At 67.3% G+C, this 20,532-nt stretch carries 15 protein-coding genes; 13 read left to right on the top strand and 2 right to left on the bottom strand.

Annotated features, from left to right (window positions below; all coding sequences use genetic code 11):
- Window positions 1–607 precede the first annotated feature (607 nt).
- The 5 genes from AC2A1N_RS14840 to AC2A1N_RS14820 all read left to right on the top strand — a co-directional run bounded on the left by AC2A1N_RS14840 (window position 608) and on the right by AC2A1N_RS14820 (window position 6,553).
- Window positions 608–1,783, top strand: a complete 1,176-nt coding sequence (locus AC2A1N_RS14840) for a phosphoglycerate kinase (protein ID WP_061479317.1) — start codon at window positions 608–610, stop codon at window positions 1,781–1,783.
- The gene (locus tag AC2A1N_RS14835; protein WP_049413168.1) at window positions 1,780–2,433 is read left to right on the top strand and encodes an HAD hydrolase-like protein; all 654 of its coding nucleotides are present in this window, start codon (window positions 1,780–1,782) and stop codon (window positions 2,431–2,433) included. Before AC2A1N_RS14840 ends, AC2A1N_RS14835 begins: the two co-directional genes overlap by 4 nt.
- Before the next feature lie 176 nt (window positions 2,434–2,609).
- On the top strand, window positions 2,610–4,076 hold the full coding sequence (gene pyk / locus AC2A1N_RS14830; protein ID WP_005418863.1) for a pyruvate kinase: 1,467 nt from the start codon (window positions 2,610–2,612) through the stop codon (window positions 4,074–4,076).
- A 197-nt stretch (window positions 4,077–4,273) separates the two neighbouring features.
- Entirely contained in the window at window positions 4,274–5,278 is a 1,005-nt protein-coding gene (locus AC2A1N_RS14825) for a class I fructose-bisphosphate aldolase (protein WP_005418861.1), read from the top strand.
- A 129-nt stretch (window positions 5,279–5,407) separates the two neighbouring features.
- Window positions 5,408–6,553 (top strand): ABC transporter substrate-binding protein, encoded by a 1,146-nt coding sequence (locus AC2A1N_RS14820; RefSeq protein ID WP_484372712.1) that lies wholly within the window; start codon window positions 5,408–5,410, stop codon window positions 6,551–6,553.
- Window positions 6,554–6,643: 90 nt separating this feature from the next.
- On the opposite strand, the gene AC2A1N_RS14815 is transcribed toward AC2A1N_RS14820, so the two are convergent.
- Both AC2A1N_RS14815 and cysK read right to left on the bottom strand, forming a co-directional pair.
- On the bottom strand, window positions 6,644–7,243 hold the full coding sequence (locus AC2A1N_RS14815; protein WP_484372710.1) for an O-acetyl-ADP-ribose deacetylase: 600 nt from the start codon (window positions 7,241–7,243) through the stop codon (window positions 6,644–6,646).
- A 210-nt stretch (window positions 7,244–7,453) separates the two neighbouring features.
- Window positions 7,454–8,413, bottom strand: coding sequence for a cysteine synthase A (gene cysK, locus AC2A1N_RS14810; protein ID WP_061479314.1), 960 nt, complete (start codon window positions 8,411–8,413; stop codon window positions 7,454–7,456).
- 209 nt (window positions 8,414–8,622) lie between these two features.
- Between cysK and AC2A1N_RS14805 the strand changes: the two genes are divergently transcribed.
- From AC2A1N_RS14805 to AC2A1N_RS14770, 8 genes are all read left to right on the top strand, one after another.
- Window positions 8,623–9,606 carry a LysR family transcriptional regulator gene (locus AC2A1N_RS14805; RefSeq protein WP_061479313.1) on the top strand — a complete coding sequence of 328 codons (984 nt, stop codon included), beginning with the start codon at window positions 8,623–8,625 and terminating at the stop codon, window positions 9,604–9,606.
- A gap of 678 nt (window positions 9,607–10,284) precedes the next feature.
- Window positions 10,285–10,716, top strand: coding sequence for a DUF2946 domain-containing protein (locus AC2A1N_RS14800; protein ID WP_061479312.1), 432 nt, complete (start codon window positions 10,285–10,287; stop codon window positions 10,714–10,716).
- Window positions 10,717–10,788: 72 nt separating this feature from the next.
- Window positions 10,789–12,852, top strand: a complete 2,064-nt coding sequence (locus AC2A1N_RS14795; RefSeq protein ID WP_484372707.1) for a TonB-dependent copper receptor — start codon at window positions 10,789–10,791, stop codon at window positions 12,850–12,852.
- Between the two features lie 273 nt (window positions 12,853–13,125).
- Window positions 13,126–14,232 carry an efflux RND transporter periplasmic adaptor subunit gene (locus AC2A1N_RS14790; protein WP_134968096.1) on the top strand — a complete coding sequence of 369 codons (1,107 nt, stop codon included), beginning with the start codon at window positions 13,126–13,128 and terminating at the stop codon, window positions 14,230–14,232.
- On the top strand, window positions 14,229–17,354 hold the full coding sequence (locus AC2A1N_RS14785; RefSeq protein WP_484372704.1) for an efflux RND transporter permease subunit: 3,126 nt from the start codon (window positions 14,229–14,231) through the stop codon (window positions 17,352–17,354). Before AC2A1N_RS14790 ends, AC2A1N_RS14785 begins: the two co-directional genes overlap by 4 nt.
- Window positions 17,347–17,943, top strand: a complete 597-nt coding sequence (locus AC2A1N_RS14780; RefSeq protein WP_154351328.1) for a GNAT family N-acetyltransferase — start codon at window positions 17,347–17,349, stop codon at window positions 17,941–17,943. Before AC2A1N_RS14785 ends, AC2A1N_RS14780 begins: the two co-directional genes overlap by 8 nt.
- A 181-nt stretch (window positions 17,944–18,124) precedes the next feature.
- Window positions 18,125–19,633, top strand: coding sequence for an alanine/glycine:cation symporter family protein (locus tag AC2A1N_RS14775; RefSeq protein WP_061479307.1), 1,509 nt, complete (start codon window positions 18,125–18,127; stop codon window positions 19,631–19,633).
- Window positions 19,634–20,467 (top strand): TrmH family RNA methyltransferase, encoded by an 834-nt coding sequence (locus tag AC2A1N_RS14770; protein WP_061479306.1) that lies wholly within the window; start codon window positions 19,634–19,636, stop codon window positions 20,465–20,467.
- Window positions 20,468–20,532 lie beyond the last annotated feature (65 nt).

Genomic DNA, 20,532 nt, shown 5'->3' with positions numbered 1-20,532 from the left:
CGAACGGCGCAGCCCCTCGTGGGTGGGCGGTTGGTCGCGTAAAGCAAAAGCAAAAGCAGCGCTTGGCCGGGCGGGGCGGGTTCGCGGGGGACGCCGCAAGTACGTCCTTGTAGGCTTGGCAGCCGCATCCATGCGGCTGACACCCCCGCGAACCCACCCCGCCCGGCCTCTGACAATTTCCGTGTGCGTCCACCCACGGAAAGAAAAAAAGAAGAGCAAAAGCTGCTTGGCAGGGCGCTCTTTGTAGAGCCGAGCCCATGCTCGGCTGCTGTTCGCGATAGACCCAGCCGAGCACGGGCTCGGCTCTACATTTTTCTCCGACACCAGAAACCGCTTTTGCCTTTGCCATCTGCATCACCTCAGGTGCCTGTCGAGGCCGGGGCGGTGTGGGCTGACACCCCTGCCAGCCCACACCACCCCTGCCAGCCCACACCACCCCGGCCCACTCACAGCACCACGAAGCGCCAGCGCTTTGGCCGTTGCCGTTGCTGTTGCATTTGCCCTGCGCCTCTGCCTGCCGCAGGCAGAGGCCCTCCCACCAGCCGCACCCGATACAATGGCCGTCTGCCGCAGTCCGGCATCCCGTCCCCGAGCCAAAGAGTTGCCCATGTCCATTGTCCGCATGACCGACCTCGACCTCTCCGGCAAGCGCGTGCTGATCCGCCAGGATCTGAACGTGCCGATCGAGAATGGCCGCATCACCTCCGAACAGCGCATCACCGCTTCGCTGCCGACGCTCAAGCGCGCGCTGGAGCAGGGCGCGGCGGTGATGGTCACCTCGCACCTGGGGCGCCCGAAGGAAGGCGTGTGGAGCGAGGCCGATTCGCTGGCACCGGTCGCCCAGCGCCTGTCCGAGCTGCTGGGCCGCGAAGTTCCGCTGGTGCGCGACTGGGTCGACGGCGTCGACGTGCAGCCGGGCCAGCTGGTGCTGCTGGAAAACTGCCGCATGAACGTCGGCGAGGGCAAGGACGACGAGGCCCTGTCGAAGAAGTACGCCGCCCTGTGCGACGTGTTCGTGATGGATGCCTTCGGTACCGCGCACCGTGCGCAGGCTTCCACCCATGGTGTCATCCGCTTCGCACCGGTCGCGGCCGGTGGCCCGCTGCTGATGGCCGAGCTGGACGCGCTGGCGCAGGCGCTGGATGCACCGGCCAAGCCGCTGTTGGCCATCGTCGCCGGCAGCAAGGTCAGCACCAAGCTGGAGTTGCTGGCCAATCTGGTTGGCAAGGTCGACCAGCTGATCGTCGGTGGCGGCATCGCCAACACCTTCATCGCCGCAGCTGGCTACAACGTCGGCAAGTCCCTGTACGAGCCGGACCTGCTGGACACCGCGAAGAAGATCGTGGCCGATGCCAAGGCGCGCGGCGCCGACATTCCGCTGCCGGTTGACGTGGTCACCGCCAAGCAGTTCCTGCCCGACGCTGCCGCAGAAGTGAAGGCGGTCGATGCCGTTGCCGAAGACGACCTGATCCTGGACATCGGCCCGCAGACCGCCGCGCAGTACGCGCAGCTGATCGAGAAGGCCGGCACCGTGGTCTGGAACGGCCCGGTCGGCGTGTTCGAGTTCGAAGCCTTCAGCAAGGGCACCGAAGCGCTGGCCCGCGCGATCGCCAGCTCGAAGGCGTTCTCCATCGCCGGCGGTGGCGATACCCTGGCCGCGGTCGACAAGTTCGATATCGCCGGCGACGTCAGCTACATCTCCACTGGTGGTGGTGCGTTCCTGGAATTCCTGGAAGGCAAGACCCTGCCGGCTGTCGCCGCACTCGACGCGCGCGGCGCATGAGTGCCGAGCGCGGCAAGGATGTGCTGTTCTTCGATCTCGACGGCACGCTGATCGATTCGCAGGTGGGCATCACCGCCTGCATCGCCTATGCGCTGCAGAAGATGGACCATCCGGTGCCGCCGCAGGAAACCCTGCTGGGCTGGATCGGTCCGTCGCTGCGCACCACCTTCGCGCCGTTGTTCGTCGAACCGGCGCGGGTGGAACAGGCCGTGGGCTACTACCGGGAGCGCTTCGACGTCGAAGGCTGGCGCGAGCACACGGTGTACCCGCAGGTGGAAGGCACGCTGCGCACGCTGCATGGCCGTGGACACCGGCTGGCGGTGGTCACCGCCAAGAACGAGCCGCACGCGCGCCGCATCCTCGCCCACCTGCCGTTCGGTGGGCTGTTCGAGGAGATCGTCGGTTCAACCCTGGATGGCTCGCGCAGCCACAAGCCGGAACTGGTCGGCGAGGCACTGCGCCGGCTGCAGGTGCAGCCGGCACAGTGCTGGATGATCGGCGACCGGCGCATGGACATCGAAGGCGCGCGCCACCATGGCCTGCGCAGTGTCGGCGTGCTGTGGGGCTTTGGCGGAGAGGCGGAATTGACGGAAGCCGGTGCCAGTCAGCTGGCACGTGAGCCGGCGCAGCTGGAAACGCTGCTGGCCTAGCTTCCTGTAGAGCCGAGCCCATGCTCGGCCCCACAGAACCGCCCCTGCGCCAGCGTATGTCCGGACGATGTCCGCTTCATGACCCGCGAAGTCAGGCGGCACAAGGCTGTAACCGTATACATGCGGCGTGAAGGATGTGCTAATTTCCGTTCTTTACCGGGAGAGGCCCATCCACCATGTTCGAGCGTCAGCGTCGCACCAAGATCCTTGCCACCCTCGGTCCGGCCACTGACCCGCCGGGCGTGCTGGAGGATCTGTTCCGCGCCGGCGTCAACGTGGTGCGCCTGAACTTCAGCCATGGCGATCCGTCCGGCCAGGCCAAGCGTGCCGCCGAAGTGCGTGCCGCTGCGGCCCGCGTGGGCGTGGAAGTGGGCATCCTGGCCGACCTGCCGGGCCCGAAGATCCGCATCGAGCGCTTCGCCGAAGGCAAGGTGCAGCTGAAGGCGGGCGACCGCTTCGACCTGATCGCCAGCGAGAACGCCGGCCCGGGCACTGCCAGCGAGGTGGGCGTGAGCTACCTTGGCCTGCCGCAGGACGTCGGCCCGGGTGATGTGCTGCTGCTCGACGACGGCCTGATGCAGTTGCAGGTGGTGGAAGTGCAGGGCGACCGTATCGTCAACACCGTGCTGAATGATGGTGTGTTGTCCGACCGCAAGGGCCTGAACAAGCAGGGCGGCGGCCTCTCGCTGGGTGCGCTGACCGAGCGCGACAAGGAGCTGATCGGCATCGTTGCCAAGATCGGCGTGGACTTCATCGCCGTGTCGTTCTGCCGCAATGCGCAGGACATGAACGATGCGCGCGACATCGCCCGTTCGCATGGCTGTGATGCCGCGCTGGTGTCGAAGATCGAGCGCACCGAGGCAATCGAGAACCTGGAAGAAATCGTCGAGGCCAGCGACGTGGTGATGGTCGCCCGTGGCGACCTGGGCGTGGAAATCGGCGATGCCGAGCTGCCGGGCCTGCAGAAGAAGATCATCAAGGCCTCGCTGGCGCAGAACAAGGTGGTGATCACCGCCACGCAGATGCTGCAGTCGATGGTGGAAAGCCCGATCCCGACCCGCGCCGAAGTACTGGACGTGGCCAACTCGGTCATCGACGGCACCGACGCAGTGATGCTGTCGGCGGAAACTGCCGCTGGCGCCTACCCGGTCAAGGCCGTGGAGGCGATGGCACGCATCTGCCTGGGGGCCGAGCGCCAGTTCCAGACCGAGACCGACTTCAACGCGTCGCCGCGCAACCTGGAACGTGCCGACCAGGCGATTGCCATGGCCACCATGTTCCTGTCGCAGCACGTGGGCGTGCGCGCGATCGTGGCGATGACCGAATCCGGTGGCACCGCACGTTACCTGTCGCGTTTCCGCGCCAAGGCGCCGGTGTTCGCGGTGACGCGCCATGACGGCGCGCGCCGCCAGATGGCGCTGATGCGCGATGTGTTCCCGATCAACTTCGACAGCCGCGGCCTGACCCCGCGCGAAGCCGCGCGCGGCAGCATCCGCCTGCTGGTTGAATCGGAACTGCTGCAGGCCGGTGATCGCGTCGTGTTCACCAGTGGCGAGCACATGGAAACCCACGGTGCCACCAATACCCTGCGCCTGCTGGAAGTGGGTGAGGACGGCCGCGCCATCGGCCTGGGCGACCTGTAAGTAGTGCTGCCCTGGGGCCGGCGCCGCGTTGCGGATCCGACCCCGGGGGCAGACCCCCGCAGAGGCCCTGACCCCCGACGGCGGGACACGGCGTGTCCGGTGCGGACATTGGAAGCGTTTCCATCCTGTCCTCCACGGCGAGGCAACGGGCCGCGGGGCTATACTTGTGTTTTTCCCGCACCCGCCACAGGAAATACATGAGCATCGAACAGCTGGCTGAAACCGCCCAGGCCATGGTCGCCCCGGGCAAGGGCATCATCGCGATCGACGAATCCACTGCTACCATCGCCAAGCGTTTCGCCGGCGTCGGTATCGAGAACACCGAGGAGAACCGTCGCGCCTACCGCGAGCTGCTGCTGACCACGCCGAAGCTCAACGAGCACATTTCCGGCGCCATCCTGTTTGACGAAACCATCCGCCAGTCGACCAAGGACGGCGTGCCGTTCGCCAAGTACATGGCCGACCACGGCATGATTCCGGGCATCAAGGTGGACAAGGGTGCGCACCCGCTGGCCGGCTGCCCGGGCGAGCTGGTGACCGAAGGCCTCGATGGCCTGCGTGAGCGCCTGCAGGAGTACTACAAGCTGGGCGCGCGCTTCGCCAAGTGGCGTGCTGTGATCAACATCGGCGAGAGCATCCCGTCGGGCACCTGCATCGAGTCCAACGCCCATGCGCTGGCCCGCTATGCAGCGCTGTGCCAGGAATGCGGCCTGGTGCCGATGGTCGAGCCGGAAGTGATCATGGACGGCGATCACGACATCGAAACCTGCTACGAAGTCACCGAAGCCACCCTGCGTTCGCTGTTCGACGCCCTGTACCAGCAGAACGTGCTGCTGGAAGGCACCATCCTGAAGGCGTCGATGGTCATCTCCGGCAAGGGCTGCGATGAGCAGGCCGACGTCGAGGAAGTGGCCGAATCGACCGTGATGTGCCTGAAGAGCACCGTGCCGGCGATCCTGCCGGGCGTGGTGTTCCTGTCCGGTGGCCAGAGCGACGAGCAGTCCACCGAGCACCTGAACGCGATGAACCAGCTGGGCAACCTGCCGTGGCCGCTGAGCTTCTCCTACGGCCGCGCCATGCAGCAGGCCGCGCTGAAGCTGTGGGCCAAGGACATGAAGGGCAACTACGCTGCTGCCCAGAAGACCGTGTACGAGCGCGCCAGGGACAACGGCCTGGCGGCGCTGGGCAAGTGGAACGGTTGATCCGTCCCATCGCTGGATGAACAAGGCAGCGCCGGCATCACGCCGGCGTTTGCTTTTGCGGGTATCTTTTCCGCCCCCATGCGCCCGGCCGGTGCGTGGGAACCACATGGAAGGCCAAGGAGAAACAACATGCGTTTGGCAGCAATCACACTGGCCGTAGCCACGGTCCTGGTCGCCGGCGGGTGCAACCGCATCGGCGGCGGCGCGGTTGCGGGCAAGGCCGCGTCGCTCGATTTCGACAAGCCGGTCTCCGGCGAGATCACCTCGCGCAGCGGCATCAACTTCAACGACGGCAGCCATCACCAGCTCTACCAGATCAAGCTGGAAGACAGGGATCTGGTCGGCCTGAAGCTTACTGGTGCCCTCAGCGGCTCGATTGCGGTGTTCAACAATGGCAGCCTGGTATCCACCAGCAACACCGGCTATGAGCGCGAGGGGGACGTCTCGCTGGCTTTCCGCGCCAACGGCAGTGGTACCTACCAGGTGGCAGTCAACGCCGATGGCCCGACCGCGTTCGGCCCTTATCGCCTTCGCGCCGAGAAGCTGAAGCCGTACGACGGCAAGCCGCTGGTGGGCAGTGGCGAGATCGTCGATATGCTGGCCAGCAACTCGCAGGACTACACCTTGCAGGTGGACAAGGCGGGCCTGTACGAGATCCGGCTGGTCTCGGATGCCTTCGACCCGGTGCTGAAGCTTTCCGGGCAGGGCGTGGATGCCGAGAATGACGACGGCGGCGACAGCACCAACTCGCGCCTGACCCTGTCACTGAAGCCGGGCAAGTACACGCTGACCGCGCGCGGCCTCGGCGACGGCGTCAGTGGCATGTTCACCTTGTCGGCCAATCGCATCGAGCTGCCGGGCAACCTGGTCGATCGCGATGGCACCGCATTGCCGAAGTCCGGCAGCGTGTACACGATGCTCGACAACGATGGCGTCCGCCGCTTCCTGCTGACGTTGGACCGTCCGACCAATGTGCGGTTGGATGCGATCTCCGGCCAGCTCGATACCGTGCTGCGCGTGGTTGGCGGCGATGTCGAACTGACCGACGATGACGGTGGCAACGATACCAACGCACGCCTGGAAGAAGCATTGCCGGCTGGTCATTACACCGTCGAGGTGTCCAGCCTGAGCAACGGCGCGGGCATGGTGGAAGTACGCGTGCAGGTGGACGGCGCCAGCGCCGACGAGGCTGCGGCCTCGGCGGCAAGTGCCGCTGCCGACGCCGCCGCTGCTGTGGCCGATGACGCCACCGCGGTGGAAGCTGCCAGCCGTTGAACGTGTTCCACACTCCGTGGGAGTGTGGACAACGGTGCTACAGGAAAGGCCGGGCAATGCCCGGCCTTTCCTTGACGCTGACCGCCGGATTCAGTGCGCGGCGGCAAAGCCCGCATCACCCAGGGGCGGCAGCAGCGACCCACGCGGTTCGCTGTCAGCACTTTGCCCGGCGGCGCTCAACGCCTGCTGGTAGGCCTTGGCCGTTGCGGTATTGAACGCCACCAGCACGATGCGCATCGGTTGCGCATGGCTGCGCTGCCAGGCCAGTGTCTCGGTCACGGCGATCTGCGCCGCCTGGTACAGCGGATAGCCATACACACCGCAGCTGATCGCCGGGAAGGCGATCGACTGCACCCCCAGCGACTCGGCCAGCTGCAGTGATTTCCAGTAGCAGTTGGCGAGCAATGCCGGCTCGTCGCGCTGGCCGTCGTGCCAGACCGGGCCCACCGTGTGCAGTACATGCCGTGCCGGCAAGGCGTAAGCGCCGGTGGCACGCACTTCGCCGGTCGGGCAACGCACGCCGGGGCGCAGCTCGGGCAACCGCTCGCACTCGGCCCGCAATGCGGACCCGGCTGCACGATGGATCGCGCCGTCGACACCGCCGCCACCGAGCAGCGTTTCATTGGCCGCGTTGACGATCGCATCCACCGCCAGGGTCGTGATGTCGCCCTGCCAAACCTCGATCTTCATGCGTCCGTCTCCTGCCTGTGAGGTGATCCGCGCAGCATCTGCGCCGGCTGTTCCCACGGTAGGGGACAGGGCATCGATGCTGCGTCATGACCGTCTCACGCGCTGCGATCCAACGGCCTTCGCGCACGATGGCGGGCGACGCCTTCACGCAGGCTGAAGCGGGAAGGAGCCGGATCCTTTTCCGAACGGAAAAGGCTCTGACCCCGGCTGTTACGGCAGGCCGGCCAGCCAGTCGTCGTCGGATCCTTCGTTCACATCGGCGAACAGCGGTGTGGAGAAGTAACGTTCACCAGTATCCGGCAGCATCGCAAGGATCACCGAGCCCGGTTCAGCGCGGGCAGCGATGTCCAGTGCGCTGGCCACGGTGGCGCCGGCGGAGATGCCGACGAAGATGCCTTCCTCGGCGGCCAGGCGACGCGCGGTGGCGATCGCGCGATCATCTTCGACCGAGACCAGTTCATCCACCACGTCGCGGTTGAGCACGTCCGGCACGAAGTCCGGGGTCCAGCCCTGGATCTTGTGCGGCTTCCAGTCATCCCCCTTGAGCAGGGCGGCGCCGGCCGGTTCGGTGGCGATGATGCGGGTCTGCGGGCGTGCCACCTTCAGCACTTCGCCTACGCCAGTGAGCGTGCCGCCGGTGCCCCAGCCGCTGACGAAGTAGTCCAGCCGCTTGCCGGCGAAGTCGCGCAGGATCTCGGCAGCGGTGGTGTTGCGGTGATACGCCGGGTTGGCCGGGTTGGCGAACTGGCTGGCCAGGAACCAGCCGTGCTGCTCGGCCAGCTCGGCCGCCCTGCGCACCATGCCGCTGCCGCGCTCGGCGGCCGGGGTCAGGATCACCTTGGCGCCGTAGGCACGCATCAGCTTGCGGCGCTCGACCGAGAAGGTTTCGACCATGGTGGCCACGAACTTGTAGCCGCGCGCGGCGGCGACCATCGCCAGTGCTACGCCGGTGTTGCCCGAGGTGGCCTCCACGATCGTGTCGCCCGGCTTGAGCAGGCCACGTGCTTCGGCATCGAGGATGATCGCCAGCGCCAGGCGGTCCTTCACCGAGCCGCCCGGGTTGAACGACTCGACCTTGGCGTAGACGCTGACCTGTGGCGGCGCCAGGCGCTGCAGCCTGACGATGGGGGTGTTGCCGACGGTATCGAGGATGGAGTCGTACAGGGCCATGGGAGCGCTCCGGAAACGGGGCCGCGCCGGGTTACGGCGGGCGAAGGGGGGAGGGCTGGCCGTTCAGGCCAGCGGCTGCCGGCTGACCGTAGCGCCGGCATATGACGCCCGGAAATGACCAGATACCTTTCTTAAACAACCTTTGGTTATAAGCTGGTGACGGCAATTGACCCTAGAGTGGACTTCCGCCCCATGCCGCCTGCCTGCCCATGACGCTGACCCAGCTGCGCTACCTGGTAGCCATCGCCGACGCCGAGCTGAACATCACGCTGGCCGCCTCGCGCGTGCACGCCACCCAGCCCGGCCTGTCCAAGCAGCTCAAGCAGCTGGAGGACGAGCTCGGCTTCCTGTTGTTCGTGCGCAAGGGACGCAGCCTGGAGTCGGTTACCCCGGCCGGAACCGAAGTCATCGCGCGTGCCCGCGCGGTGCTGGCCGAAGCCAACAACATCCGTACGTACGCGGCAAACCAGCGGCGTGAAAGCCAGGGCCAGCTGATCCTGACCACCACGCACACCCAGGCGCGCTTCGTGTTGCCGCCGGCGGTGGCGGCGATCAAGCAGGCCTATCCGCAGGTCAGCGTGCACCTGCAGCAGGCCGGTGAAACCGACGCGCTGGACCGCTTGAACCAGGGTGACGCCGATATCGCCATCATCAGCACCGCAGGCGGTGAGCCAACCGATGGCATCGCAGTGCCGCTGTTCCGCTGGCGACGCCTGGTGGTGGTACCCAAGGGCCACCCGTTGGACCGCGCCGGCCGCGCACCGGACCTGGCCGCGCTGGCCCGCCAGCCGCTGATCAGCTACGAATCGTCAACCCGACCGAACTCATCCCTGCAACGCGCCTTCGCCACCAATGGGCTGGTGCCCGACCTGGCGCTGACCGCGCTCGATGCCGACCTGATCAAGACCTACGTGCGCACGGGGCTGGGCGTAGGCCTGCTGGCCGAGATGGCGGTCAGTTCCAATGACGAAGACCTGAGGTCGTGGCCGGCGCCGGATCCGATCAGCGAGTGCATCGCCTGGGCGGTGTTGCCGCGCGACCGCGTGCTGCGTGATTACGCGCTGGAGCTGGTGCACGTGCTGGCACCGCAGATTGATCCGCGCGACCTGCGCAGGGTGCTGGATGGCAACCAGGCCGCAGCGTGGCCGGTGCCCCCGACGTGGGAGTCATTGACCCAGACCATCACGGTGTGAGGGGTTGGTCGAGCAGGGCTTGCAGCCCTGCACCCGCCGAATCAATGGCAACAGCCGAAGCAACAGCAACAGCTGGCTTCCGTGGGGGGCGGGGCGGTGTGGGCAGGCAGGACACGCCTTAAACCCATCCTTGGGGGCTCGATGGCGCCATCCATGGCGCCAACGGTCCTGCCTGCCCACACCGCCCCGCCTCTGACAGATCCCGATGGCTGTTGGTAGGTGTCGACCTTGGTCGACACAGTAGATCCACGCCATGCGTGGATGCTTTTCGATTCCAATTCGAAATATTCGATTCCGATGGAGATTCATCCACGCATGGCGTGGATCTCCTGCAGATCGCGGGAAGCTGTCGAAGGCGGGGTGGGTCCGGTTGCGGGGGCGTGAGCCGCATGGGCCCGAGGCATGCCTCGGGCGGGTTGGGCAGGACGCCCAACCCCGGTCTTGCCGTGTGCGCAGGACAGCGCACACGAGCAAGCGGCGACCGAGCCTACATGGACGTATTTACGGCGTCCCCCGCAACCGGACCCACCCCGCCTACCTACAGGAAGCCCGCTTTTGCTTCGGCTGTTGCTGTTGCTCCAGCTCGCAGCGGGTGCAGGGCGCAGCCCTGCCGATAAACCCCCTCCTGCGACGGTTCGTCGCACAGGGCAACCCTGGACCTGCCTCTACACTAGCGCGGTGACCCGCCTGTCCCGCCCGCAGCGCCTTCTGCTCCAGCTCGCCGTCCTGGCGACGCTGCTGATGGTGCTTGCGCCACTGGTCAGCCGCGCGCTGCAGGCGCCGCCGATGGACCACGCGGCGATGGCAGGCATGGACCACGCGGCCATGGGACATGACATGCACGACATGACCATGGCCGGGCACGACCCGCATGGCGCTTCGCAGGCAGCACCCAACCGCCCGGCCGACCCCCACGCCATGCACGGCGAAGCCTGCGAATACTGCGTGCTGGCCATGCGCCTGCTGCCGTGGCTGGCGGTGCTGGTGCTGCTGTTGCCGTTGCTGTGGCGGCCGCGGCTGGTATTCCCGTGGTCGCAACAGGTGCTGCCGGCACTGCGTTGGCCGGCGCACGCCGCACGTGGGCCACCGCGCCCCGCCATCGTCCGCTGATGTCCCTATCGAATCTGCCGCACGACGCCTGACCGGGCGCCGTGCGCGCGTGCGTACTTTGGAGCTGTTCCGATGAAAATGACTTCCCGCCCCGCGGGCGCCTGCGCGCGCCTGCCGGTTGCCCTTGGCCTGGCCGTGGCTGCAACGCTGGTCCACGCCGCGCCTGCCGAAGAGGCGCGCACTCTCGACACGCTGGTGGTCACCGCCGCCGCGCCTTCGTCGCCACTGCACTGGGTGACCGATCCACGCCTGCCACGGCAGCCGGTTCCGGCCAGTGACGGCGCCGACTATCTGAAGACCGTTCCTGGCTTCTCCGCCATCCGCAACGGCGGCACCAACGGTGACCCGGTGCTGCGCGGCATGTTTGGTTCGCGCCTGAACATCCTCAGCAATGACGGCAACCTGATCGGTGCCTGCCCCTCGCGCATGGACAACCCGCTGTCCTACATCGCACCGGAGAGCTTCGACCGGCTGACCATCATCAAGGGCCCGCAGAGCGTGCGCTGGGGGGCAGGTGCCTCGGCCGGCACCGTGCGCTTCGAACGCGATACACCGCGCTTCGAGGAACCGGGCCTGCGTGCCGATGCCAGCGCGCTGGTCGGTTCGCGCAACCGCAACGACCAGGTGCTGGACCTGACCCTGGGCAACCCGACCGGCTATGTGCGCGCCAGCGGCAACCGTTCCGAAGCCGATGACTACAAGGACGGCCACGGCGATGTGGTGCCATCGAGGTGGCGCAAGTGGAACGGTGACGTGGCCATCGGCTGGACGCCGGATGCCGACACGCTGCTGGAAATCTCCGCCGGTGCCGGCGATGCGATCGCGCGCTACGCCGGGCGCGGCATGGACGGTGCTGCGTTCGAACGCACCAGTTATGCCGCGCGCTTCGAGAAGCGCAACCTGCCCGGTGCGTGGGATACGTTGCAGGCCAACGTGTACTACAACGAAGCCGACCACGTGATGGACAACTACACGCTGCGCACGCCGAACCCGCACAGCATGATGCCGATGCCGATGGCCTCGAACGTGGACCGCCGTACCCAGGGCGGCCGGGTCAGTTCCGAGTGGCGCTGGCAGGACGTGCAGCTGGTGGCCGGTGTGGATGGCGAAGACAGCCGCCATCGTGGCCGCATGGGCATGGGCCGCGACACCTACCGCCAGGCCGCCTGGGAGACCGATGCCAACTTCCGCCGCTATGGCGTGTTCACCGAGTTGACCCTCGGCGCCGGCACCGACCAGCGCTGGATCAGTGGCCTGCGCATCGACCGTGCCAGCGCCCGCGATGAGCGGCAATCGATCCGCGGCATGATGGGCAACCGGCCCAATCCCAGCGCCGGGCAGACGCGCAAGGAATGGCTCGGCAGCGGTTTCCTGCGTTACGAGCAGGACCTGGCCGATGGCCTGACCTGGTACGCCGGGCTCGGTCACAGTGAGCGCATGCCCGACTACTGGGAGCTGTTCTCGCCCAACCATGGCCCGGCCGGTGCAGTGAACGCGTTCACCGGCGTGCAGCCCGAGCGCACCACCCAGCTCGACGTCGGCCTGCAGTACAAGGGACCGCGCGTGCAGGCCTGGGTCTCGGCCTATGCCGGGCAGATCCAGGACTACATCCTGTTCACCTACCACGGCAGCGGCATGATGGGCATGAGCCAGGCCAGCAACGTCGAGGCGCGCATTGCCGGTGCCGAGGCCGGGTTGGAAGTGAGCCTGACCGAGCAGTGGAGGCTGGGCGGCACGCTGGCCTATGCCTGGGGAGAGAACCGCGACCAGCAGCGTCCGCTGCCGCAGATGCCGCCGCTGGAAGCGCGCCTGAGTGCGAACTGGGAGGGCCAGCGCTGGAGCGCCGGTGCGCTGCTGCGTGCGGTGACCCATCAGCATCGTGTCGCAGATGGACAGGGCAACGTGGTCGCGCAGGACCTCGGGCCGAGCGCTGGATTTGCCACCTTCGCGCTCAATGCGGCGTACCGTTTCAGTTCGCAGCTGCAGCTCAGCGCCGGCGTCGACAACCTGTTCGACCGCGCCTACAGCGAGCACCTGAACCTGGCCGGCAGCGCCGACTTCGGCTTCCCGGCCGACCCGGTGCGCTTCAACGAGCCGGGGCGCAGCGTGTGGATGAAGTTGAACTACCGGTATTGATCCGCCGAGGATAAAAAAACGGGGCCGGATCCCCGCCAGGATCCGGCCCCGCCCGACGCCCTCGGTCGGGCAGGTTCGACTCTACGATGACGGCCGCGGTGGTGCACCACTGGATACACCCCGACACACGCCGACACTGCCCACGGCAGCCTTGCACGGAACGGGTTCAAGGCGCTATCGCAGCCTTGGTTCCACGCCGGTAAACGCTTGGCACATACCGCTTTTATGGGCACTTGCCTACACTCGGCGGCCGTGGATCAATCAGGACCGTTCATGTTGGCTCGTATCGCTTCGACCCTGGCCCTCGGCCTCAGCCTGGCCGTGCTGGCCGGGTGCGCAGGCAAACAGGAGGCCGCCGCACGTCGGCAGGGCGAAGCGGTGCCGGTCACCGCGCAGGTCGTGCAGCCCACGCAGTGGAACGACACCCTGCAGGCACTGGGCACGGCCAAGGCGCGCGAGTCGATCAGCGTCACTGCCAAAGTCAGCGAGATCGTCGAGAAAGTGCACTTCGAGAGCGGCCAGCACATTGCTGCCGGTGCGCCGATCGTGACGCTGCGCGGGCAGGCCCAGGAAGCCGCACTGGTGCAGGCGCAGGCCACCTTCCATGAAGCCGATCAGCTGTACAAGCGCCAGCGCGAACTGGCCGCCCAGCGTCTGGTCTCCAGCGCCACGCTGGATACGCAGAAGTCGATCCGCGACGCCGCCGAGGCACGCGTGATGCAGATGCAGGCAGACATTGGTGACCGACGCGTGCGCGCGCCCTTTGCCGGTGTGCTCGGCATCCGCCAGGTCAGCCCGGGATCGCTGCTGACCCCGACCACGGTCATCACCACGCTCGACGACATCGAGCACATGCATGTCGATTTCCAGGTGCCGGAAGTGGAGCTGGCTGCGCTGGGTGTTGGTGACAAGGTCAGTGCCACCAGCGTGGCCTGGCCGGGCCGCACCTTCGAGGGCGTGGTCAGCACCATCGATGCGCGCATCGATCCGGCCACCCGTGCAGTGACCGTGCGCGCCGATTTCGCCAATGGCGACCATGCATTGCGCCCGGGCATGCTGCTGGACGTGCGCCTGTTCCGCCCCGAGCGCCCGGCGCTGGTGGTCCCGGAAATCGCCGTGGTACAGGTTGGCCGCGATACCTTCGTGTACCGCATCAAGGCCGACGACAGTGTCGAGCGGGTGGACGTGGCCACCGGCGCGCGCCGTGCCGGCGTGGTCGAGATCCGGCAGGGCCTGGAAGCGGGCCAGCGCATCGTGGTCGATGGCACCGGCAAGCTGCGCCCGGGCCTGAAGGTTGCTGCGAAGGACGCCGCACCGGCCTCCGGCGCCAAACCGGCTGACGCGCCGGCGCCGGTCGCGGCCGAGGGCCACGGCGGATGAAGCTGTCCGACATCTCCATCCAGCGGCCGGTGTTCGCCGTGGTGATGAGCCTGTTGCTTCTGGTGCTGGGCGTGATGTCCTTCACCCGCCTGACCCTGCGCGAGCTGCCCGCCATCGACCCTCCGATCGTCTCGGTGTCGGTGGACTACACCGGCGCGTCGGCGGCGGTCATCGAAAGCCGCATCACCCAGGTGCTGGAAGATGCGCTGGCCGGCATCGAAGGCATCGATACGATCAACGCGCGCAGCACCAACGGCCGCTCGCAGGTCAGCATCGAGTTCACCTCCAACCGTGATATCGAAGCGGCGGCCAACGACGTGCGCGATGCGGTCAGCCGTGTCGCCGACCGCATGCCGGAAGAGGCGCGGCCACCAGAGATTGCCAAGGTCGAGAGCGATGCCGACCCGATCATCTGGTTCAACATGGTGTCCTCGACCATGGACACGCTGGAGCTGAGCGACTACGCCGACCGCTACGTGGTCGATCGTTTCTCCAGCCTCGATGGCGTGGCCCAGGTCCGCATCGGCGGCCGCCAGCGCTATGCGATGCGGATCTGGCTGGACCGTGACCAGCTGGCCGCGCGCGGGCTGACCACCGGCGACGTGGAAACCGCGCTGCGCAACGAGAACGTGGAGCTGCCGGCCGGCCGCATCGAGTCGACCGACCGCGATTTCACCCTGCGCGTGGAACGCAACTACATCAAGCCCGAGGATTTCGCGACCATCCCGCTGGGCAAGGGCCGCGACGGCTACGTGGTGCGCATGGGCGACGTGGCGAAGATCGAGCTGGCCTCGGCCGAACGCCGCGCGTACTACCGCAGCAACGGCGAGCCCGGCATCGGCCTGGGCATCGTCAAGACCTCCACCGCCAACTCGCTGGACGTGGCACGCACGGCGCGCGCCGAGGCCGAGCGGGTGGCGCTGACCCTGCCCAAGGGCACGCAGATCTTCGTCGCCTTCGACAACACCACCTTCATCGAAGCTGCAGTGGACCGCGTCTACGCCACCCTGGTGGAAGCGATGATCCTGGTGCTGGCGGTGATCTGGCTGTTCCTCGGCAGCTTCCGCGCCGCGTTGATTCCGGCGGTGACGGTGCCGGTCTGCCTGGTGGCGGCGTTCATCGCGTTGTATGCGTTCGACTTCTCGATCAACCTGCTGACCCTGCTGGCGCTGGTGCTGTGCATCGGCCTGGTGGTGGACGATGCGATCGTGGTGGTGGAAAACGTGCAGCGCCGCATCGACCTGGGCGAGCCACCGCTGGTGGCCTCCAAGCGCGGCACCGCGCAGGTCGCCTTCGCGGTGATCGCCACCACCGCTGTACTGGTGGCGGTGTTCCTGCCGGTCGGCTTCCTGGAAGGCAACACCGGGCGCCTGTTCCGCGAACTGGCCGTGGCGCTGGCCGCTGCCGTAGCGTTGTCCGCGTTCGTTGCGCTCACACTGACGCCGATGATGGCCTCCAAGCTGCTCAAGCCGCACACCGGGCAGGCCCCGCGAGGCCTGCACGGCTTCATCAACCGCAACCTGGAACGCCTTGCGGGTGCCTATGGGCGGGTGCTCGATCACCATGTCGATCGCACCTGGATCTACCTGCTGGTGATGGTGGCCGCACTGGCTGCCAGCTGGGGCCTGCTCAAGCTGCTGCCGTCGGAACTGGCGCCGGCCGAAGACCGCGGTTCGTTCCAGATCATGATCGACGGCCCGGAAGGCGCCGGCTACGACTACACCGTGCAGCAGGTGCAGCAGGTGGAATCGCTGCTGGCGCCGCATGTCGGCCCGGACAAGCCGATCGTGCGTGCCAACCCCCGCGTGCCGGGCGGCTGGGGCGCCAGCGAGGAAATGCATACCGGCCGCGTCAGCATCTTCCTGCAGCCGTGGCGCCAGCGCAGCGAGGGTACGCCCGAAGTCGCCAACGAACTGCAGAAGGAACTGGATACCATCCGCGGCGTGCGCGTACGCACGCAGGTGGGTGGTGGCCTGGTGCGCAGCGGCGGCCAACCGTTCCAGATCGTGCTGGGCGGTCCGGAATATGCCGAGATCGCGCAGTGGCGCGACCGCATCCTGCTGCGCATGGCCGACAATCCCGGCCTGGTCGGCCCCGATTCCGATTACAAGGAAACCCGGCCGCAGATGCGGGTGAACATTGACCGCCAGCGTGCGGCCGATCTCGGCGTGCCGGTCACCGCGATCGGTTCGGCGCTGGAAACCATGATGGGCTCACGTCGCGTCACCACCTTCGTCGACAACGGCGAGGAGTACGACGTGCTGGTGCAGGCCGGTCGCGATGGTCGCGCCAGCCCGGCCGACCTGGCCGCGATCCGCGTGCGCGCCAACTCCGGCGAGCTGGTGCCGCTGTCCAACCTGGTCACGCTGAGTGAAGTGGCCGAGGCCGGCACCCTGAACCGCTTCAACCGACTGCGCTCGATCACCATCAGTGCCGGCCTGGCGCCGGGCTATCCGCTGGGCGAAGCCATCGCCTGGGCACAGAACGTAGCCCAGGAAGAGCTGCCGCAGTACGCACAGGTGAACTGGAAGGGCGAATCGCGCGAGTACCAGAGCGCCGGCGGCGCGGTGTTATTGACCTTCGCGATGGCGCTGCTGGTGGTGTACCTAGTGCTGGCGGCGCAGTTCGAGAGCTTCATCCATCCGCTCACCATCATGCTGACCGTGCCGCTGGGCGTACTCGGCGCGCTGGTCGGGTTGTGGGTGAGTGGCGGTACGGTGAACCTGTTCAGCCAGATCGGCATCGTGATGCTGGTCGGCCTTGCCGCGAAGAACGGCATCCTCATCGTCGAATTCGCCAACCAGCTGCGCGACGATGGGCGCAGTGTGCGCGAGGCGATCATCGAGTCGGCGATGGTGCGCCTGCGCCCGATCCTGATGACCTCGATCGCCACCGTGGTCGGCGCGATCCCGCTGGTGGTCGCCGGTGGTCCTGGTTCGGCCAGCCGTGGCACGATCGGCATCGTGATCATTTTCGGCGTGACTCTTTCGACGTTCCTGTCGCTGTTCGTGGTGCCGGCGTTCTACGCGCGGCTGGCGCCGTACACCCGTTCGCCGGAAGCGGTGAAGCGCGAACTGGAGAAGCAGGAAGCGGAATCGCCGTCGGTGGGCGGGCATGCCTGACCCGCGCGCCGACGGGGGCGGCCCAGGGGGCGGATCCCTTTCCGGAACGGAAAGGGCTCTGACCCCGCCACTACAGGGTGACGGTTTCCAGCTGCGCCCCTGGCGCCCGGATGACCTGGACTCCCTGCTGCGCCACGCCAACGACGCCGAGGTATCGCGCGGTCTGCGCGACCGCTTCCCTTACCCGTACACGCGCGGGGATGGCGAGGCCTTCCTCGCCGGCCGCGTGCTGGCTCCCGGCACCCTGAACCTGGCCATCGAGATCGACGGCCAGGCCTGCGGCAGCGTCGGTGCCCAACAGGGCGTGGCCGAGCGTGGGCATACCGCCGAACTGGGTTACTGGCTGGGCCGGGCCTATTGGGGGCAGGGCCTGATGACCCGCGTGGTCGGCCTGTTCGCCCCGTGGGTGATGGATGAGCTGCGCCTGTTCAGGCTGCAGGCGACCGTGGTCGACTTCAACCTCGGCTCGGCCCGGGTGCTGGAGAAGAACGGCTTCCAGGAAGAAGGCGTGGAGCGTTGCGCGGTCTACAAGCGCGGCGTGTTGCACGACCTGCGCCGTTTCGCCCGGGTGCGCACGCAGCTGCCCTGAACGCGCGGGCGGGCCGCTGTAGCGCCGAGCCCATGCTCGGCTGCCCTCGGGGGGGCCAAGCCGAGCATGGGCTCGGCTCTACAAGACAGCGCTACCGCAGCGGCCTGCGATCAGGGAGAATCGACCGGTCCCCTCCAGCCGACGGGACGTCCTTACAACCCGCCGACTGGAGAGAGCGCGCGTGGAAGCAACCGTACACTTCATCAACAGCATCATCTGGAGCAAGGCATTGATCTTCGTGTGCCTGGGCGCCGGCCTGTTCTTCAGCCTGCGCACCCGCTTCATGCAGATCCGTGGCTTCTTCGAGATGTGCCGCCTCACCGTCAGGGGTGAGAAATCCGACGCCGGTGTGTCCTCGTTCCAGGCGCTGGCCATGTCGATGGCCGGCCGCATGGGCATCGGCAACATCGCTGGCGTGGCCACCGCCATCGCCTTCGGCGGTCCCGGTGCGATCTTCTGGATGTGGGTGATGGGCTTCCTTGGCGCATCCACCTCGTACGTCGAATGCACCCTGGCGCAGATCTACAAGACCAAGGACGCCGAAGGCCGCTACCGCGGTGGCCCGGCGTACTACATCGAAAAGGCCATGGGCCTGAAGTGGTATGCGCTGGCCTTCGCCGTCGCCACGATCATCGCCGCAGGCTTCCTGATGCCGGGCGTGCAGGCCAACGCCATCGCCGACAGCATCATCAACGCCTGCCGTGGCACCGCGCTGTGCGGTCCGCTCGATGGCCAGGCTTTCGGCATGGAATCGGTGCAGGCGCTGAAGCTGGGGATCGGCATCGTGGTGGCGCTGCTGCTGGGCGTGGTCATCTTCGGTGGCGTCAAGCGCATCGCCAACTTCGCCGAAGTGGTGGTGCCGTTCATGGCCGCCGGTTTCATCCTGATGGCCATCATCATCATGATCATCAACTACGACCGCGTGCCGGAAATGTTCGGCATCATCTTCAAGAGTGCCTTCGGTACGCATGCCGCATTCGGCGCCATGATGGGCCTGGCGGTGGAGTGGGGCATCAAGCGCGGCATCTACGCGAACGAAGCCGGCCAGGGCTCGGGCCCGCACGCTGCGGCTGCCTCGGAAGTCTCGCACCCGGCCAAGCAGGGCTATGTGCAGGCCTTCGCGATCTACTTCGACACCATGATGGTGTGCACCGCCACCGCGTTCCTGATCCTGGCCAGCGGCACCTACAACGTGTACTCGCCGGTGGAGGGCGCCGCGCCGATCTTCCAGGGCCTGGCCGGCATTCCGGAAGGCGCCGGTTACGCGCAGGCCGGCGTGGAAGCGGTGCTGCCGGGCTGGGGTTCGGCGTTCGTATCGGTGGCCATCTTCTTCTTCGCCTTCACCACCATCATGGCGTACTACTACATGGCCGAGACCAACCTCAGCTATGTCAACCACAACAGGAAGCGGCCGCTGACCGTGCTGCTGCTGCGCCTGGGCATCATCGGCATGGTGGTGTTCGGCGCGTTCCACAATGCCACCCTGGCCTGGGCGCTGGGCGACATCGGCGTCGGCCTGATGGCCTGGCTGAACATCATCGCCATCCTCATCATCCAGAAGCCGGCGATGCTGGCCCTGCGTGACTACGAACGACAGAAGAAGCTGGGCCTGGATCCGGTGTTCGACCCTGATGCCCTGGGCATCAAGAACGCCGATTTCTGGCGCCAGCGCAAGCAGGAGAGTGTGTAAGTGAACAACCCTTGGAACAACCGCCGCCCGTCCGCCCGTCCGCCGCGCGCAACGCCGTTGCCGCGCCCGGAGGTGCCGGCCACGGGCGGTGGTGGGCGCGGTGGCAGCGATGAGCTGCGTCTGTACGGCCTGAATGCCGTGCTGGCTGCGTTCGAAGCGCGGCCGCAGGCGCTGCGCAAGCTGTACCTGCTGGAAGCACGCATTCCGCGCCTGCAGCCACTGTTGAAGTGGTGCGTGGCCAACCGCGTGGGCTACCGAGTGGTTGAAGACGGCGATCTGAACAAGCTGGCCGGCACCACCCACCACGAAGGCGTGGTGGCCGACGTGCTGCGCGCCCCGGCGCTGCCGCTGGCGCAGTGGCTGCAGCAGGTCGGTGACGGCCCGGCGCTGGCGCTGTGGCTGGATGGTGTGGGCAACCCGCACAACCTCGGCGCGATCCTGCGCTCGGCCGCGCACTTCGGTGCCAAGGCGCTGCTGTTGCCGGCTGGCAGCACGCTGGCCCTGTCCGGCGCCGCCGCGCGCGTGGCCGAAGGCGGTGCCGAAGCGGTGCCGCTGGTGCAGCTGCCGGAGACCGCTCAGGCAATGGCGCAACTGCGCGCAGCCGGTTTCGGCCTGGCCGCGACCCTGGTCGAGGGCGGGGATGACGTGTTCCGCGCGTCCCTGCCGGAGCGGCTGGTGTACGTGATGGGCGCCGAAGGCGAGGGCATGGACCGCAGCCTGGCGGGTGCGTGCGACCTGCAGGTCTCGATTCCCGGCAGCGGCGCGGTGGAGAGCCTGAACGTAGCCTCGGCTACGGCGGTACTGCTGGCGCAATGGGCCAGTCGCCGCGATTGAACCCTCTGGGCGGGGTCAGAGCCCTCGCCCCGCGAGGACTCTGACGCTGCCGGATTCCGGTCCAG

Source organism: Stenotrophomonas maltophilia group sp. SKK55 (genome assembly GCF_057179845.1).
This window is presented reverse-complemented; position numbering and strand designations above follow the sequence as displayed.